We start from the raw sequence: 17800 nt of genomic DNA, 5'->3' as shown, positions 1-17800 counted from the left end.
CGGCTGGTTCTTATCCTGCCAGCTAGTCCCAGACCAGCCACCTCAATACTCACAGGCGTTTAATATGAAGAAGCACGCACCTTCGGTGCGTGCTTCTTCAATCTCTACTCGGGTTTGGCGACCAGTCCTTGATCGACCATCCACTCGAAGGCGACGTCCGAGGGCTCACGGCCCACAACGTCAACCTGATAGTTCATTTCCATCAGCGCCTCATCGGTCAGCAACGGTGCGATCTGATTCATCAGATCCTTCACCTGCGGATACTGCTTAATGAAGTCTCCATTGAAGGCGGGAGCCGCGTTGTAGCTCGGGAAATAATGCTCGTCGTCTTCAAGCACCGTCAGGTCCAGAGCCTTGATACGGCCATCGGTCGTGAAAACCTCGCCGAAGTTGCAGGCACCGTCGGCCGTAGCCTGGTAGATCGCGCCCACGTCGTACAACCCGATGTTGTCTTCCGGAACGCTGGTACCGCGGTCGATGCCATAGTGCTCGAGCATGGGCGTCAGGCCGTCGCGTCGCGAGTTGAACTCCGGGTCGACGCAGAAGGTCAGATCCTTGCTGCCCAGGTCCTTGAGCTGCGAGAGCTTGGTGATGCCCAGCCGCTCGGTGGTTTCGCGGTTCATGGCCAAGGCGTAGGTGTTGTTCAACGGGGCAGGCTCCCCCCACACAATATTGTTGGGGACATCCGCATCACGTACCGCTTCCCACTGCGCTTGAGAACCGTCCACCGGTTCTTCATTGCCCAGGTAGGTCAGCCATGCGGTGCCGGTGTACTCCCATAACAAGCTGGCGTCGCCGGAAAGCAGCAACTGCCGAGCCGGCTGCGAGCCGGGAACGTTGGTCAGGTCGGTGACGTCGAAGCCGGCGGTCTTCATGGCGATGACGGTGATTTTTCCAATGATCAACTGCTCGGTAAAGGACTTTGAGGTGACCGTGGCCTTTGCGTCCTCGGGCAGACCCTGGATCGGCTGGATCTTTGCCGGGGCCGATGCGGGGACGGTACCGGTCGATGGTTCCAGCCCGCAGCCGGTCAGCCCGATCATCAGGGCCACTGACATGATGGCAAGTTTTAATGTGCGGTTCATGAAAGTCCCTTCGGTCGGGCCAGTTGTTCCACCACGCGCCCCACCCAGTCGATGGTCAGCGCCAAGAGTGCAACAAGCAGCGATCCGGCGATGAGTACTACGTTCAGATTCAGGTTTACCCCGGTGGTGATCAGGATGCCCAGACCGCCGCCGTTGATGAAGGTGGCGAGGGTGGCGGTTCCCACCAAGAGCACCAGCGCGGTGCGGATGCCTGCAAGCATCACCGGCACCGCCAGGGGAAGCTCGATCTTGAAGAGCACCGCACCCTGGCTCATCCCAATGCCGCGACCGGCTTCAACCAGCCGCTGATCCACCTGCTGCAACCCGACAATGGTGTTTGAAAGCACCGGCAGGATTGCATAGATCACCAGGGCAACGATGGCGGTGCGCGCACCGAATCCAAGCCAGAAGGCCAACAGCACGATCACGCCGATGGCGGGTGCCGCCTGCCCGAAGTTTGCGACGGCGCGCACCGCTGGTGCAGCCTTGCGCATCGAGGGACGGGTCAGGATGATGCCCAGCGGGATGGCGATCAACAGCACGATCACGGCTGAGATCACGGTGAGCTGAAGGTGCTCCAGGGTGTACTTCAGGATTGTTGCCGGGTCCAGGGTCTGCCGCTCGGTATCGCTCAGGTCGGCATTCACCAGCCACAGTACAAGTACCGCGAAGGCAGCGACAATGCCCAGCAGCTGGTAAATCAGTCCACGTCGCTCTGCGTTCATGCTGTTTCACCACTTGATGCGGCATCCTCGATGTCCACCAGATTAATGGCTCCCGAGTTCAGTCCGACCGGGGCCTCGTGGTCTGCATCCATGGAAGCGTTCGCCGCTGCGATGGCCTCCATCACCGTCTGCACCGTGATCAGGCCCTTGAAGACATCGCGCGGACCGGTGACCAGTGCGGACTCGGCGCTGGCGACCAGCATCGTGTCCAATGCGTCGTTCAGCGTCGCCTGCTCACCCACCACCGGAAGATCCGGGTCGTAGGTTCCCTCGATGATCTCTGCGCGGGAAAGCTGACGGCGGTCAAGGCGGCGCAGCGGACGGCCGCGCGAATCAAGGACCACTGCGAATTTGCGTCCCGCGCCCTGAAGCTGCGAGAGCACATCCGAGGCGCGCTTGCCCGGCGTGGTGGTCACCGTATCCAACAGCTCAACCTCGTTGACGCGGGTCAGCGTCAGCTGCTTGAGGCCGGCACCGGAACCGATAAAGTTCTCAACGAATTCGCTGGCAGGGTTGGCCAGAATGCGTTCCGGTGAATCGTACTGTTCAAGCTGTGCGCCCTCGTTGAAGATCGCGATCCAGTCCCCCAGCTTGACCGCTTCGTCAAAGTCGTGGGTCACGCAGACGATGGTTTTCTGCACCTCGGATTGGATGTTCAGCAGCTCGTCCTGCAGACGCTGACGGGTAATTGGATCTACCGCGCCGAACGGCTCATCCATCAGCAGCACCGGTGGATCCGCCGCGAGCGCGCGGGCCACGCCTACGCGCTGCTGCTGGCCTCCGGAAAGCTCCTTCGGGAACCTGTCGCGGTACAGCTCCGGGTCCAACGACACCAGCTCGAGAAGTTCATCGACTCGCGCCGCAATCTTCTCCTTGCTCCAGCCGAGCATCTTGGGCACCATCGCAATGTTCGTTGCCACGGTCATATGCGGGAACAGGCCGCCGGCCTGAATCACATAGCCGATGCGTCGGCGAAGTTCATCGCCGTTCATGTTGGTGACGTCTTCACCGTTAATGACGATCTGGCCGCTGGTGGGCTCGATCAGACGGTTAATCATCTTCAAGGTAGTGGTCTTGCCGCAGCCCGAGGGGCCGACGAACATGACGATCGAGCCTGCGGGGATTTCAAGGGTCAGCCCGCCGACCGCCGATTTTTTCTGCCCGGGGTAGGTCTTGGTGACTTCCTCGAGCATGATGGATGCGCCGGTGACGTTGCTGCCCGGCTCGGACGTTGAAGAAATCTTTGAATCAGACACGAATACCTCGCGGGGTCGTCAGTCGGCCGATGCCGAGCAGAATGAGATCGAGAATCAGGGCAAGAATGACAACGCCCACCACACCGGTCACTACCGATTCGAGTGAGTTCGCGCCGCCCAGTCGGGAGAGCCCCGAGAAGATGAATCCACCCAGGCCAGGGCCCAAGGCATAGGCAACCACCGCTGCCACGCCCATGACCATCTGGGCAGAAATTCGCACGCCGGTGAGGATGACCGGCCAGGCGATGGGGATTTCGACGGCGAACAGGGTCTTGATCCTGCTCATGCCGATGCCGCGAGCCGACTCGACAATGGTCGGCTCAATATTGTTAAGGCCCACAATCGCGTTGCGCAGGATTGGAAGGGCCGCGAAGAATGTCACCACGATGACCGCTGGGGTCACGCCGAACCCGAAGGGAACGATCAGCAGACCGATCAGGGCGAAGGATGGAATTGTCAGGCCGATGGCGCTCACTCCGTTAGCGAGGCCCGCCATTGTTTTGTTGCGATAAACCAGAATTGCGATCAACACCGCAATCACCGTGGCAAGGATCAAACACTGTGCGACCAGCGAAAAATGCTGCCAGGAGGCAAATAATATTTGGCGATATCGCTCGCCAATAAAGTCACCCACATTAAAACCTACTTCACTTCAGTTGCGTATCAATCAGTCGTTTTCGAGCCGTTCAGGCCCCAAGTCTTTTGCCTAGCTTAGTGGCCTTCGTCATCCAAAACCAGTTGACTATTCATAACCTGCCATCTGACTAGGAGTTATTAAACCCCTCGTCACGTCATTCGAAAATTCTGATAAGTGCGTGCACCTGAGCGCTAAATGTAGTTCGATAGGGAGTATGAAACTTGCTACGCTCCGACTTGCCAGCGACCCCGGCCACACGACGGCTGCGGTCATCGAAGAAGGTAGGGTTTACTACCTTGAAAATCTTGATTCGGTGCAGCGTTTTCTGCGCCTGGAAGATGGCATCCAGCAAGAGGTCATCGCGCGTGCCCTGGTGGGTGAATCCATTGCCGAAGCGGAAGCAAACTACGCCCCCGTCGTCACCAATCCCAGCAAGGTCTACTGCATTGGACTGAACTACAAGGCTCACGCCGCCGAGGTCGGTAAGGACCTGCCAGAGTACCCTGCGGTCTTCGCAAAGTTTGCATCCACCCTGTGCGGCGCCAACGACCCCATCCAAATCCCTGCCGAAGACCACCGGATCGACTACGAGGCAGAGCTGGCGATCATTATCGGCAAACCGGGGCGCCGGATTGCCGCAGCGGATGCGGCAGAGCATATCGCCGGTTATAGCGTCAGCAGCGATGTGTCGATGCGCGGCTATCAGGGTCGAACCTCGGAATGGCTGCAGGGCAAGGTCTGGGACAAGACCACGCCGCTCGGACCCTGGCTGGTCACCGCCGACGAACTCCAGCCTGACGCCCGCATCACCAGTGTGGTCAATGGCGAAACGGTCCAGGACAGCACGATCGACGACCTGATCTTCACCGCCAATGATCTGGTCGCCTACTTGTCCGCCTTCAACGAGCTGCAGCCCGGGGACGTCATCCTCACCGGTACCCCTGCGGGCGTGGCCCTGGGACGGCGCAATGAGCATGGCCGCCACCCATGGCTCACGGCCGGCGACGTTCTAGAGACCAGCATCGAGGGCCTCGGTACCTCGAAGGTAACATTCAGGGCACCTGAAAATTAGCCGCTGGCGGTTCAACTGGGTCCGCGCCTTGACGCAGATTGCGCGGCCCAGTTTCCCGCGGCAACAATGAACTCACGGGCACACCAGCCCCGAATATTGCCTGTCTCAAATCCATAACATTCGTCGGCGCAGCGACCTGATCCTGTGACTTAGATCTCTACTTCATATAGGGTGTGTCAGACTAAGAGCTTTGCATCTTGAAATGCACAGTTCTTCATGACTCGCACATACGAAGGAACGGCTTGATGGAAAACTTGAGTGTTTTCTTAGGAGACATTTCAGCGATAATTTGGGGACCCTACGTCCTCATCCCCCTACTATTAGGAACCGGCCTATATCTGACGATTCGTTTGGGAGGGCTGCAGTTCTTCAAGCTGGGCGCATCCTTGCGTCTAGGGCTGATCAAGCGCAAGGATGCTGGAGCTGAGGGCGACGTCTCGCAGTTCCAGGCCTTGACCACCGCTCTGGCGGCGACGGTCGGAACCGGCAACATCGTCGGTGTGGCAACAGCCATCGGCATCGGCGGACCCGGAGCTCTTTTCTGGATGTGGGTTACCGGATTGCTCGGCATGGCTTCGAAGTACTCCGAAGCGTTCTTGGGCGTTCGCTTCCGCGGCACAGATGCAGCGGGCGAAAAATCCGGCGGTCCGCAATACTACCTGGAGCGCGGCATCAGGGGTCCGTTCGGCAAATTCCTTGCGTTGTTCTTCGCAGTAGCCGCCACGATCGCCTGCTTCGGCATCGGCAACATGACCCAAGGCAACTCGATCGCTGCCAACCTTGACAACTCGTTCAACATTTCACCATGGGTTACCGGGTCGGTATTGACCGTATTGTCTTTGGCAGTTTTGGTTGGAGGCATCAAGTCCATCGGCCGCGTGACTGCGGGCTTCGTGCCGGTGATGATCGTGTTCTACGTTGCCGCTTCTTTATATATTCTCATCGCCAATGTCGCTGGCATCCCTGAAGCATTTGCCCAGATCTTTACCGATGCGTTCACCGGCACCTCTGCGGTCGGCGGTTTCGCAGGATCGGCAATCATCATCGCGGTCCAGTACGGCGTTGCCCGTGGCATCTTCTCCAACGAGTCAGGTATGGGTTCGGCCGCTATCGCTGCGGCTGCCGCTCAAACCACTCACCCAGTCCGCCAGGGTCTGGTCTCAATGACTCAGACCTTCATCGATACCATCATCGTCGTCACCTGCACCGGTCTGGTCATCATCACCACCGGTGTTTGGAACATGATTGACCCCGAAACCGGAGAACAAATTTCGCCGGCGCTCATGACTGGACAGGCATTCACCTACGGTCTGCCAGGCGAATGGGGCCATTGGATTGTCACTCTCGGCCTGGTGATGTTCGCGTTCTCTACCATCCTCGGCTGGTGCTACTACGGTGAGCGCAATATCGAACGGCTCATCGGTCGCCGTGCCGTCATGCCATTCCGAGTCTTGTTCTCGCTGGTGGTATTTATCGGCTGCACCACCGAGCTCACGGTGATCTGGAACTTCTCTGACATGATGAATGGCTTGATGGCGCTGCCAAACCTCATCGGCCTGTTGATACTTTCGGGATTGATTGTCAGGGAAACGCGATGGTACCTGAAACACGATCCAAAGCTGGAAGCCGACAAGGCTCAGATTGAAGACTTCATGAACGCTCGTCCTGGATGGGCCGAGTGGAAGCAGGGAGATGTTATCGGTTCGTCGCGTTCCCGGCTCGGCGGGGAAACGGAAGCTGATTCAGTACGCTGACCGTCCATAAAAGCTCCCGCACCTGGGTGCGGGAGCTTTTATGTTGCCCCGAAAATTTGATTCCCTATGCCGCCGCACAGCCCGGTTCCTTCACCAGCTCTAACATCTGCTCGCGCAATGGCAATTGAGCGTCAAGGCGATGCTTTTGCGCTTTTACTTCTAAAAAGTCTTATTTTCATGTCATTTAATTGAAAATATATTCCATTAATGGGCAAAGAAAAACCCGGCACGAGGCCGGGCAATTCTTAGAAGCTTAAGCGTTCCACAGACCGTAGGAGTCCGCGAGATCGGCGATCTTCTGGGCGCGGGCCAAACGGGGCAAGTATGAACCGTCGCCCACCGAAGCACCGGCGGCATGGGCTTCGAGCAGTTCCATTGCCCAGGACAGCTCGTCTTCGCTTGGCGCCAGTCCGGCATTGATGCCGTCGACGTGGTCGCGGGACAGCACCAGTTTGCCGGTCATGCCCATCGAGGCGGTGATGCGGGTTTCCTCGGTGACCACCGCGTCATCGGCGCCCGCAGGAGGCGGACCGTCGATCGCGCCGGGCAGCTTGCCCACGCGGGAAGCCACCACGAGCTTGCCGCGGGCGTAGGCCAGGGCCAGGGGATCATCGGACACACCGGTGTCCTTGCGGAAGTCATTCACGCCGAAGGCCAGGCGGAAGGTGCCGGGAGCCGAGGCGATCGCGGTAGCGTTCTCAATACCGGCGGCGGACTCGATCAGCGCGAGCACCGGGGTGCCGGCGCGCAGTCGCATCGCGGTATAGGTAACCTGCTCGGGCTTCTCGGTCATGGCAAGCATGACGCCGCGAAGTCCGGGGGCAGTAGAAAGCGCTGCCAGATCGTCGGCCCAGAAATCGGTGTCGATGCCGTTCACGCGCACCCAGGCGGTCATGCCATTGGACAGTGCGTTGACGACGGCGTCGCGAGCCTGGGCTTTCTTGTCATCCGGAACCGAGGCTTCCATGTCAAAGATGACGGAGTCAGCCTCGCAAGCTAGGGCCGGCGCGAAATCTTCTTCTTTTGCCGCATTGACCAAAAGCCAGGAACGAGACAACTTTGCTGGGAGAGCCGCAGCGCGACGATTTCGAAATGCCATGCCTCTAGACTACTCATCTTCTCCCCCTTGCCCCTAATACAAAGGCCCGTATGAAATCACTAGCTCACTGTGATGCCAATTACAAGATGGAGTCCAAATGCTGTAATGTGACTCACTGGGCTCGGCAGAGCCCCCATCTGGAACGATCACTCGCATCGCGCAAGCGATATACGAAAGGGGCACCACGTGGCATCATCGACCACGGAGAATCCCAACGCCAACGAGCCAGAGCTCGAACGCGCACTGTCCAACCGCCACATCCAGCTGATCGCCATCGGCGGTGCCATCGGCACCGGCCTGTTCATGGGATCCGGCAAGACGATCTCCGTCGCCGGCCCGTCGGTCATCTTGGTCTACATGATCATCGGCTTCATGCTGTACTTCGTCATGCGTGCCATGGGTGAACTGCTGCTCAGCCGCACCGGCTACCGCAACTTCTCCGACTTCGCCGGAGACATCCTGGGTCCCTGGGCCGCGTTCTTCACCGGCTGGACCTATTGGTTCTGTTGGATCGTGACCGGCGTGGCCGACGTGATCGTTATTGCCTCCGTATACGTGGCCTACTGGACGCCAACCACTTGGCCTTTGTGGATTACCGCCATCGCGGTGATCGTCATCCTCATTGTGCTGAACCTGCCATCGGTGAAGGGCTTCGGCGAGACCGAATTCTGGTTCGCCATGATCAAGATCGTCGCCATCGTCGCGTTGATCGTCGTCGGCCTGATCCTAATCTTCACCGGCTTCACCCACGATTACGAGAATGGCACCGCCTCGGCGTCCTTCTTGAACCTGTTCACCCAGGGCGGCGGCTTCTTCGGCGGCGGCTTCATGGGCTTCATCATGGGCTTCCAGATTGCTGTGTTCGCCTTCGTCGGCATCGAGCTGGTGGGCACCGCCGCAGCCGAGACCAAGAACCCGGAGCACAACCTACCCAAGGCCGTCAACGCTATTCCGGTACGTATCCTGCTCTTCTATGTGGGCTCGCTGGTCATCCTGATGTCCGTGGTTCCGTGGCAGAACTTCAGCAAGGACGAATCCCCGTTCGTCATGCTCTTCTCCCTGGCAGGCTTGGGCGCAGCCGCCCACCTGGTGAACCTGGTCGTACTGACCTCCGCGATGTCCTCGGCGAACTCGGGCATCTACTCGACCTCCCGCATGGTGTACGGCCTGGCTACCGAGGGCGATGCACCGAGCATCTTCGCCAAGCTGTCGATCCGCAAGGTGCCGAAGAACGCGCTGTTCCTCTCCGGCGTCTGTCTGCTTTCATCGATCGTGCTGCTGGTCTTCGGCCTGGACAAGTCCACCGGCTTCTCCATCGTGACCACGATTTCCTCACTGTGCTTCATGTTCGTGTGGACCATCATCCTGGTCTCCTACCTGGTGTACCGCAAGCTGCGTCCACAGGCTCACGACGAGTCGAAGTTCAAGATGCCGCTGGGTACTGTAATGCCGTACGTAGTGATGGCGTTCTTCGTCTTCCTGCTCTGGGCTTTCACCAAGGATCCGGACACTCTGGCAGGCCTGATCGCCACCCCGATTTGGTTCGCCCTGCTGGCCATCGGCTACCTGGCGCTACGCCGCAACCCGGCCCATGCCAAGGCCCGCGCCGACCACGAGTCACGCATCGCCGACGAGAAGCGCGAAGCCGCCGAATACCTGGCCACCAAGGCCCGCGTCTAACACGCTGAATACCGAAGAGTCCGCTGCAGCAATGCAGCGGACTCTTCGCTTTAATTCAGCCTAATTCAGTTCGAAGTTCGTGGCGCGCAGCCACTGCTTGAAGTTGGACAGGCCCGGGATCAGGCGGGCCGACTCCAGCAGGTCCGCCCGGTAGGACGGGGCGGATGAGAAGTAGCGGAACATCTGCTGCATGTCATAGGCGCCGTCGAAGACTTCCAGCGGCAGCGCCTCGTAGCGGGCGGGCATGCCGAAGTGCTCGCCCACCGCCTGGGCCATCTGCTCGCCGGTCAGCTCGTCGCCGGCGAACTCCACGAAGTTTTCAGGCAGCCGTTCGGGGTACACCACCGCCAGCGCGGTCATCGCCCCGATGTCCTTCACGCCGATCATTTGCAGCGGCACCCCTGCGGGGATGGCCAAACGGACCACCAGTTCCTCACCCTCGCGGTCGATGCCGAAGTTCTGGAAGTTGTCCATGAAATACACGGGGTGGATGAAGTAGGCATCCAGCCCCAGGCTGGTGATGTAGCGTTCCACCTCGCCCTTTGACTCGAAGTGCGGCACCTGAGTAGGGCGTTCCGAGGCGGCTCCGGCGTTGTAGATGTAGCGCTTCACCCCGGCGGCGCGGGCGGCGTCCACCAGCGCCTTGCCCTGTTCGGCCTCGCTGCCTACCCCGGCGCCGTCCATGCTGGTCATGAACACAAAGGTATCGATACCCTGCAGCGCGGAGGTGATGCTTGCAGGATCGGTGATGTCTGCGGCCACAACCTGAGCACCGAGCTCGCGCAGCGCCTGTGCGCGGCCTCCCTGCGGGTCGCGGGCCAGGGCGCGGACCGACAGTCCGCGCTCACGCAGGGCCTTGACTACCGAACCGCCCTGCTGGCCGGTGGCACCGAAAACTGCAATTGAATCGCTCAAGGGGTGTTCCTTCGTTAGAAAAATGTGAGAGTCACTATCACTTTGATTGTAGCTATCATTATTTGAGAGGGGAATATCCAATTGATCACAGGCGGGGACATGACCGAACAGACAGGCTTAAGGGAACGAAGAAGAAACGAGCTGGTTTCCCGCGTTCACCAGATTGCCGCAGATCTGGTGGCTGAACACGGCTATGAGGGTATGACCGCCGCGCTCATCGCCACCCACGCAGGCATCTCCCAGAGCACCTTCTTCCGCCACTTTGAGACCAAGGCCGACGCGGTCTTCTGGCCGCTGCGCAACCTGACGGTCCTGCTGGAGAGCTTCGACCCACCGCGGGAACCGCATCAGCTGCGGGTGGCGCTGAATCAACTGTATGCCGAGCATTTTGCCGCGCAGAGCGATGAGCAGACGAGGTTTCTGATCTGGCTGCACGCGCTGACTACTCAGGATCTGCCGCTGCGCAATGCGCTGGCGGCCCATGAACGTCAGATCGAAGACCTGATCCACTCCAGGCTCAAGGAGGCGGGGCTGCCGGCAACCCTGGACACCATCGTGAGCATTGAATATTGCTCGGCACTGGGGGCCTCCGCCATCCGGCACCTTGCCTGCAACGTCCCCCTGGGCCAGGCCACCACGGCGCAGCTGGTCAAGACCCATCAACTAGTGGCGCAGCTGCGCCTGCCCTAGGAGCGATCGAGGTTCAGCGAGAACTCGATCGTGCCCTGCGGCTGAACCTTCACGAATCCCAGGCTCGGCGCCTCGATGCCGAAGTCGGCAAAGGTCACCGGAATCTGGCCCACCGCCTGCCCGGAGTCCTGATCCACGGCGGCATCGAGTTCCAGGGTAACTGGCTTGGTGCTCCCTGCCAGGGTCAGCTCGCCGGCCACCGCGACCTTGTCATCGTCGGTGCCGAGGCCGCTCAGGTCCACCGGTTCGCTGAGTTTGAAGGTAGCGGTGGGATACTGCTCGGCATTCATGGTGGTGCTGCGGAAGTAGTCGTCACGCCCCGCGGCATCGGTGGCAATGGAGGCCACTTCGACGGTGATCTGTGCCGAGTCCAGGGTATCCTTCGAGACCGACAGGTCGCCGGTGACCTGTTCGGTGCGCCCCACGACGGTGACATCGGTTCCGTTGAGCACCTCATCAACCCGGTAGCCCGCGTAGGATCCGGGGCCGATGACCCACTGGCCGTTCAAATCCGCCGCCGCTGTTCCGTTGGCCGAGGGCTGGGCATCAAGCGTCGGCGCCAGGGCGGCTTCTCCCACGATCAGGTCGCGATAGATCACGGGGCCGGCAATGGCACCGGCGGCCCCGAGGATCACTACGCCTGCCAGCGTCGAGCTGAGTATGATCTTGGATTTCTTTTTCATCTGCCGTCCCTTGGCCTTGGTTTCCTGCTCCGAGGGTAGCGAAGGAAAATTTGTTGACGCTTTGACTTTTCTAGGTGGCCGCCCCCTGGGTTAAACCACTGCGGCGGCCTGCCGGAGGTGTTCTTCCGGCAGGCCGCCGCCGCTAGGCAGGTTACTTGCCTGCAGGCTCAGCGTGGTCGGTTGGGGTGTGGATGATGTCCACGTACTCGCCCTTGGCTTCCTCGGAAGGAACGCGGTAGGTGAACTCGTCCTTGGTCAGCTCGGTGATTTCCGAATCGCGCTCGAACAGGGTCTTGCCCGACTCGTCCTTGGCGACGATGTGGCGGGTCTTGCCGTCCTCGGACACGGTCCAGTCGCCCTGCATCTTCGGCGCATCCTCCAGGGTGTACATGGTGAAGTCGCCGCCCTCGTTGAAGTAGGCGTAGCCCACGTAGTTCTTCGCGGCGTCGTCGGTCAGTTCAACCTTTTCGCCGTCCTGGTCCACCGCGCCGGTGGTCTCCCACGCGGTGGAGGACAATACCTGCGACGGAGTCAGCGCTGCTGGTTCTGCGTGGTCGGTCGGGGTGTGGATGATGTCCACGTAGACCTCTTTGTTGCCCTCTTCAGGGTAGGTGCGGTAGGTGAACTCGTCGCCGGTCAGCTCGGTGATCTCAGAATCGCGCTCGAACAGGGTCTTGCCCGAGCCGTCCTTGGCCACGATGTGGCGGGTCTTGCCGTCTTCGGAGACGGTCCAGTCGCCCTGCATCTTCGGTGCGTCGTCCAGGGTGTACATCTGGAAGTCGCCGCCGTCGTTGAAGTAGGCGAAGCCCACGTAGTTCTTGGCTGCATCGTCGGTCAGCTCGACCTTGTTGCCGTCCTGATCCACGGCGCCGGTAGTCTCCCAGGCGGTGGAGGACAGCACCTGCGACGGGGTCTGCGCGGCCGACTCGGCGGCGGCCGAGGAGGACGCAGGCGCTTCGGAAGCGGTGGAGCCGCAGGCGGCCAGCAGGCTCATGGCCAGAACGGCCGAACCCAGGGCGGTGATCGTCTTGGCTGGCTTGGACTTGAAGTTCACGATGATTCCTTCGCTCGGTGGTTTTCCTGTTATCTCCATCCTGCTGTGCTTAAAAGGGCACAACATCTGGCACGCGGCTAGGAAGAAATAGCCGAACGGATGATAGCCGGGGTTGGCTGCCGCCGTAGAATACGAACCTATGGACATAGTCGAGCCCGCGAAGCGCCGCGGAATTCTGGGGCAGATGCAGCGCCTGGACCGCTGGCTGGATCTGATCTTCGTGATTCTGCTGCTTTCCAGCGCCCTGCGCTACCACGAGCGCCATGACCTCTTTGCCGACGGATTGCCGGTGCTGCTGGGCACCGCGGGACTGGTCGTCGCCTATGCGCTGCGCCCGCTGGCCAACAAGCACGGCTGGAGCATCGCCTGGTCGCTGGTGGTCGTCGCACTCTGGGCGTTGCTGACGCTCATCGCCCCGAGCTTTGCCTGGTGTTCGGTGCCGCTGGCCTTCGCCGTGCTGCAGATGCTGCCCTTCACCTGGGCGGCGGTGGTGATCTCCGCGATGATGCTGACCATCACCGTCGGCTGGCTGAGCGTTGGCACTGCCATCGACCCGACCCTGATCGCAGGCCCCATCGGCATCGGGCTGGTGACGGTGATCGTCTACCGGGCGCTGGAGCGCGAATCCACCGCTCGGGCCAAGGCAGTGGAAGAGCTGCTGCAGGCCCAGGAGGACCTCGCCAGCGAGCAGCGGCGCACCGGCGCCATCGCTGAAAGGGCGCGGCTCTCGCGCGACATCCACGATTCCATCGGCCAGGACCTGTCAAGCATCAACCTCTTCCTGCAGGCGGCCGAGCAGTCCTGGGGGTCTCAGGCCGCCCGCGACCGGGTGCACACCGCGGCGCAGACCGCACGCGGCGCCTTGGACACGGTGCGCCGGGTGGTGCGCGATCTGGCCGAGGAGTCGCTGAGCGCTGTCTCCCCCGGCGCGCTGCGCAGCCAGTTGGAAGCGATCATCGCCCAGCCCTGCGCGGGCACCGACCTGGGGCTGCGCTTCGAGGGGGAGGCCCGCCCGCTGCCGGCGGATCTGGCCGAAGCGGTGATCTTCACCGTGCGCGGCGCCCTGGCAAATGTGCGCGACCATGCCGCGGCGGGCCGGGCCATGGTCACCCTGACCTTCGACGACGATGCGCTGCTTCTGGACATCCGCGACGACGGCCGCGGATTCACTCCGCAGACCCGGCACGCCCCGGCCCTGCGCGGCCACGGGCTGCCGGGGCTGCGCCGCAGGGTGCTGAGTTTGGGTGGTAGTTTTACCGTTGAGAGTTCCCCGGGTGAGGGAACCTCGTTGTCAGTTGTATTTCCCTGGGAGGAAGCATGATCCGCATTGCCCTGATCGACGACCATCCGGTGGTCCGCGCCGGGATCGTCGCGCTGCTTGAATCGGCCCAGGACATCGAGGTTGTGGGGCAGGGGCACGATCAGGCCAGTGCCCTGGAACTGGTCAAGCGCGAGGCGCCCGATGTGGTGCTCATGGACCTGCACCTGGGCGCCGGACCCGGCGGCATCGAGGTGACCCGCGCCGTGCGCGCGCTGCCCAATCCGCCGCAGGTTTTGGTGCTGACCACCTATGACACCGAAAGCGACATCCTCAAGTCGCTGGATGCCGGCGCCCTGGGCTACCTGCTCAAGGACACTCCCCCGGCCCAGCTTTTCGAGGCGGTGCGATCGGTGGCGCGCGGCGAAACGGTGCTTGCCCCGGTGGTCGCAGCGACTCTGGTCAAGCGCAATTCCAATCCCACCCCGCAGATCACCGCCCGCGAGGTCGACGTGTTGGAGCTATTGGCGGAGGGCAAGAGCAACAAGGAGATCGCCAAGTCGCTGTTCGTCTCCGAGGGCACCGTGAAGTCCCACCTGGCGCACATCTACACGAAGCTGAACACCGACACGCGCGCCGGCGCGGTGGCCGAAGCCATCGCCCAGCGCATCATTCGGCGGGCTTAATTAAACCTGCCGCGAACGCACCATCGAATGTCGCAGGCATTGTCACTGCGTGACGCCGGCGGCATGAGCCGCGTTCAGTTAACCGCGTGACGTAGCATATTTTCGCCTGCCGACCTAGCTTTAAATCATAAAAGCTGGGTCGGCATCCTATTTTCGTAACCTTGAAAACTTGCCCCTGAGGCATCCGGTAAATCCTCCCTAACTGTGATCTGCCGTAAATTCAGCACAAACGTGATGCCGCTCATCGCTTGAGGCCTTCCGCTCACCGACGCCAGTCACTAGTTTTTCCACGTAATGAAATTTCTTTTTCACTGTGCGATTAGTCATGATCATTAGGTAGCCAGAAAACGCACCAGCGATAATCTCAAACGCTGAAGCTGCACCGAACGGTTACACACAAGCCCATACGAATAGTTACGACAGATCCCTCCCAAGGGACCTGTCGTTCAGTTTTTCGTACAACCGAAGGAAGTGATATGGAAGCATCTAGCATTCAAAGCGTTGCACGTGATCTGCGCCTGGCCACCCGCAGCGGCGCGCCGGTGTCCACCCTTGGAACCGAGTCACTAGACCTGCAGCTGGCAGCCATCATCGCAGCCCACGGCCGCGAAATCGCCGAAGCAGAGGGCGACCGCGTCGTTGGATACAAGATCGGCCTCACCGCCGCAGCCGTCCGCGATTCCTTCAATGCCGACGGACCGGTACAGGGCTACCTACTTGAAAGCACCCTCATCGAAGCCGGTGGATCAATTTCTACCGAAGCCATGCGCAACCCAGCAGTTGAGGCAGAGGTCGCTTTCATCATCGGGGAACCGCTGAACAACCCGGAAGCGACCGTCGAAGACGTTATCGCTGCCACCAAGGCAGTGGCTCCCGCCATCGAAATCGTTGACAGCCGCTGGACCGGCGGACCGTCAAATCTTCCACTGCTGGTGGCAGACAATACGAACGCCGCCGCCGCGGTGGTTGGAGAGCCAGTTGAGCTGCCGGCAGACATTGCCGCAGCCACCAGCCTGCTAACCGTCGGCACCTCGGAACACCCTGGGTCCACCGAAACCGTCATGGGCAACCCGCTCGAATCGGTAGCATGGCTGGCCCGCTACCTGGCACAGACCGCAGATGGCCTGAAACCAGGGGATGTCATCCTCAGCGGTTCGATGAATGTTCCAGCGCCGCTGGGAGATTCGACGACTGCCACGGCTGCCATCACCGGAGTGGGAAGCGTCAGCGCGAACTTCCACTAAATAGGCATTAACTAGATGATCCCAGTCCACCACCCTGGTGGACTGGGATCATCCTATTTAACGTCGAGTCGACCAGACTTCATCATCCAGTATTCGAAGGGCCAGGTGATGAACGGCAGGCCGGAGCCGACGCAGCCGGTCAACCACACCCAGATCCTCCAGCGGAAGGTCAACGCGGTGAGCGTGGTAATCACTAGATAGGCGAGCCATGTCAGCCCGTGCGCCCACCCGAAGATCGTCACTCCCATGGCATTGCCGTTGATGAAGTATTTGAACACCATGGCTGTCAGCATGCCGATCCAGGTAACTACTTCAACGAAGGAGACGATGCGGAACAGCTGGCGGATGCCCTGCTGCCAGCTCACCGATCCACGAGGCGGCAGATTTTCCTGCAGGGTAGGGGTTGCCACACCGGTAGCCGTCACGAACTCGCTCCTCAAACGCCAAAAGACAATCCCGCCTAGGCTACCTCACCGGGAAGGTGGAAGGGAAAAGCTCGGCGGTATCGCGCTTCTTGAAGTCGCTGTTGCTAAAGGAAGCAACATACTTGTCCATGAAGTTCTGCGCCTTGAGTACATAGCTGCTGGTGTCGACGGTGACGATTTCCTTGTCTTCAACAATGGTCTTACCCGCAATCACTACGCGGTTGATGTCACGGCCGTCGCCGTTCATGATCAGCGTGCGGATCGGATCCACGTGCGGCCCCATGTGGGTCGACGCCATATCCAAGACGAAGTAGTCGGCCTGGGCTCCCACGCTCAGGCGACCGATGTCCTCGCGGCCCAGTGCGCGGGCAGGTTCAACGGTGGCCGCGCGATAGAGGTCTTCGGCGAGCGCTGTCGAGCGTTCAGCTGTCAGGGTTTTGGTCATGCCCATGGCCAGGTCGAGGCCGCGGATCATGTTCGGCGGGGCCGAATCGGTGCCCATTACCACGCGGGTCCCCTTGGCCAGGTAGGCATCGAAGTTGTCGATGCCGCCTCCGTAGTGCGCCGTGGGGATTGGGCAGTAGATCACCGAGGTGCCGTTCTCCCCCAGCAGCTTCACGTCGTCACCCTGGCCGTATTTTTCAGGCATGTGGCGGTTGCCTGGCACGGTCCATACATGTGGGATGAAGGTCTTGTCCTTGAGGAAGCCGATTTCATGCAGATACGGAATGGAGCGCTTGCCGGTGCGCTGGAAAATGACTTCCGCCTCCGCCAACCCCTGGGCCGCGTGCAGGCGGACCGGCAGATCCAGCTCGTCTGCGGCGGCGCGGGTCATCTTCAGCGTGCGTTCGGTCTGCGTCTCAATGCGGGCGGGAAGCAGGGCTGCACGGATCTTTCCGTCCGCAGTCCCGTCAAAATCTTCCGCGAACTTCACTGCCTGCTGCAGGCCGTCGAGGCCCTTGGCCTCGTCCTCGTGCAGCTTGCCTGACTGCCCGTCGGTGTAGGGAACCAGCGCTCGGTAGCTGGGGCCGAGGTAGCCGCGGATGCCCAGATCCTTGACGGCGCCTGCGAGCATTGCCATGTCGTCGTAGTCTTCGCACCATGGGAAATAGGTTTCGGCCGCGATGGGCATGATAGTGGTGATGCCGTTGCGGACCAGCTGGCTGATCGCAAACTGGCGGCGGAAGAGCATTTCCTCCTGGGTGAATACCGCACCGTGGTTGTGCAGGTACTCTTCAGACCACATCAAACCGAGGCGGCGATCCCCCGCAGGCCAGGAGTCAAACAGGGCGTGGTCGATGTCCGCTAGCGCATTGGTATCCACAAATCCAGGCGACACAATTGCGTGCCCCGCATCGACTTCCACGTCGACGCGGCCGGTGTAGCCGCGGCCGACGAAGATGATCTTGTCGTCCTCGTGAACCAGTTCACCCTGCGGCCAGATGCAGTGGTCGTCGTTGTCAAATCCAATAACAAAGGCCGCCTTGACGCGGGTGATCTGTCCCATTCGGTTCTCCTAGTAGTTCGGTGCTGTGAC

At 60.7% G+C, this 17800-nt stretch carries 17 protein-coding genes; 7 read left to right on the top strand and 10 right to left on the bottom strand.

The genetic code is table 11. The annotated features are described in order from the left end of the window. Positions 1–104: 104 nt before the first annotated feature. Genes RUH64_RS09200 through RUH64_RS09185 form a run of 4 tightly spaced genes read right to left on the bottom strand, consistent with a single transcriptional unit; the run spans position 105 to position 3700 of the window. Entirely contained in the window at positions 105–1085 is a 981-nt protein-coding gene (locus RUH64_RS09200) for a glycine betaine ABC transporter substrate-binding protein (protein ID WP_313812936.1), read from the bottom strand. After that, the gene (locus tag RUH64_RS09195) at positions 1082–1810 is read right to left on the bottom strand and encodes an ABC transporter permease (protein WP_313812935.1); all 729 of its coding nucleotides are present in this window, start codon (positions 1808–1810) and stop codon (positions 1082–1084) included. The genes RUH64_RS09200 and RUH64_RS09195 overlap by 4 nt, the downstream gene beginning before the upstream one ends. Then, positions 1807–3066 carry a betaine/proline/choline family ABC transporter ATP-binding protein gene (locus RUH64_RS09190; RefSeq protein ID WP_396276000.1) on the bottom strand — a complete coding sequence of 420 codons (1260 nt, stop codon included), beginning with the start codon at positions 3064–3066 and terminating at the stop codon, positions 1807–1809. Before RUH64_RS09190 ends, RUH64_RS09195 begins: the two co-directional genes overlap by 4 nt. Then, positions 3059–3700: an ABC transporter permease gene (locus RUH64_RS09185; protein WP_313812934.1), complete on the bottom strand. Its 642-nt coding sequence runs from the start codon at positions 3698–3700 to the stop codon at positions 3059–3061. The genes RUH64_RS09190 and RUH64_RS09185 overlap by 8 nt, the downstream gene beginning before the upstream one ends. Positions 3701–3917: 217 nt before the next feature. On the opposite strand from RUH64_RS09185, the gene RUH64_RS09180 reads away from it, so the two are divergent. Beyond that, positions 3918–4775, top strand: a complete 858-nt coding sequence (locus RUH64_RS09180) for a fumarylacetoacetate hydrolase family protein (protein ID WP_313812933.1) — start codon at positions 3918–3920, stop codon at positions 4773–4775. A 245-nt stretch (positions 4776–5020) separates the two neighbouring features. Next, entirely contained in the window at positions 5021–6529 is a 1509-nt protein-coding gene (locus tag RUH64_RS09175) for a sodium:alanine symporter family protein (protein WP_313812932.1), read from the top strand. A gap of 253 nt (positions 6530–6782) precedes the next feature. Here the strand turns inward: RUH64_RS09175 and RUH64_RS09170 are convergent, their stop codons facing one another. Further along, the gene (locus RUH64_RS09170) at positions 6783–7628 is read right to left on the bottom strand and encodes a CoA ester lyase (RefSeq protein ID WP_313812931.1); all 846 of its coding nucleotides are present in this window, start codon (positions 7626–7628) and stop codon (positions 6783–6785) included. A gap of 186 nt (positions 7629–7814) precedes the next feature. Here RUH64_RS09170 and RUH64_RS09165 point away from each other — a divergent pair, with 186 nt between their 5' ends. Beyond that, a complete protein-coding gene (locus tag RUH64_RS09165; RefSeq protein ID WP_313812930.1) occupies positions 7815–9308 on the top strand; it encodes an amino acid permease in 1494 nt (497 codons plus the stop codon). A 60-nt stretch (positions 9309–9368) separates the two neighbouring features. Here RUH64_RS09165 and RUH64_RS09160 read toward each other — a convergent pair whose 3' ends face one another. After that, positions 9369–10223 (bottom strand): NmrA/HSCARG family protein, encoded by an 855-nt coding sequence (locus RUH64_RS09160; protein WP_313812929.1) that lies wholly within the window; start codon positions 10221–10223, stop codon positions 9369–9371. A gap of 99 nt (positions 10224–10322) precedes the next feature. Here RUH64_RS09160 and RUH64_RS09155 point away from each other — a divergent pair, with 99 nt between their 5' ends. Beyond that, positions 10323–10913 (top strand): TetR/AcrR family transcriptional regulator, encoded by a 591-nt coding sequence (locus tag RUH64_RS09155; RefSeq protein ID WP_313812928.1) that lies wholly within the window; start codon positions 10323–10325, stop codon positions 10911–10913. On the opposite strand, the gene RUH64_RS09150 is transcribed toward RUH64_RS09155, so the two are convergent. Both RUH64_RS09150 and RUH64_RS09145 read right to left on the bottom strand, forming a co-directional pair. Next, entirely contained in the window at positions 10910–11596 is a 687-nt protein-coding gene (locus RUH64_RS09150) for a YceI family protein (protein WP_313812927.1), read from the bottom strand. The genes RUH64_RS09155 and RUH64_RS09150 overlap by 4 nt on opposite strands. 151 nt (positions 11597–11747) lie before the next feature. Continuing rightward, positions 11748–12650, bottom strand: coding sequence for a DUF4822 domain-containing protein (locus RUH64_RS09145; protein WP_313812926.1), 903 nt, complete (start codon positions 12648–12650; stop codon positions 11748–11750). A 139-nt stretch (positions 12651–12789) separates the two neighbouring features. On the opposite strand from RUH64_RS09145, the gene RUH64_RS09140 reads away from it, so the two are divergent. From RUH64_RS09140 to RUH64_RS09130, 3 genes are all read left to right on the top strand, one after another. Continuing rightward, positions 12790–13971, top strand: coding sequence for a sensor histidine kinase (locus RUH64_RS09140; protein WP_313812925.1), 1182 nt, complete (start codon positions 12790–12792; stop codon positions 13969–13971). Next, positions 13968–14594, top strand: a complete 627-nt coding sequence (locus RUH64_RS09135; protein ID WP_313812924.1) for a response regulator transcription factor — start codon at positions 13968–13970, stop codon at positions 14592–14594. The genes RUH64_RS09140 and RUH64_RS09135 overlap by 4 nt, the downstream gene beginning before the upstream one ends. A 476-nt stretch (positions 14595–15070) precedes the next feature. Further along, entirely contained in the window at positions 15071–15838 is a 768-nt protein-coding gene (locus RUH64_RS09130; RefSeq protein WP_313812923.1) for a fumarylacetoacetate hydrolase family protein, read from the top strand. A gap of 53 nt (positions 15839–15891) precedes the next feature. On the opposite strand, the gene RUH64_RS09125 is transcribed toward RUH64_RS09130, so the two are convergent. Together RUH64_RS09125 and RUH64_RS09120 are read right to left on the bottom strand one after the other, a co-directional pair. Then, positions 15892–16263, bottom strand: a complete 372-nt coding sequence (locus RUH64_RS09125; RefSeq protein WP_313812922.1) for a DUF3817 domain-containing protein — start codon at positions 16261–16263, stop codon at positions 15892–15894. 40 nt (positions 16264–16303) lie between these two features. Next, the gene (locus RUH64_RS09120; protein ID WP_313812921.1) at positions 16304–17770 is read right to left on the bottom strand and encodes a chlorohydrolase family protein; all 1467 of its coding nucleotides are present in this window, start codon (positions 17768–17770) and stop codon (positions 16304–16306) included. Positions 17771–17800 lie beyond the last annotated feature (30 nt).

The organism is Glutamicibacter sp. (assembly GCF_032154645.1).
In the GTDB taxonomy this organism is placed as follows: domain Bacteria; phylum Actinomycetota; class Actinomycetes; order Actinomycetales; family Micrococcaceae; genus Glutamicibacter.
Note: the sequence above shows the minus strand (reverse complement) of the source record. Positions and strands in the feature narration are given on the sequence as shown.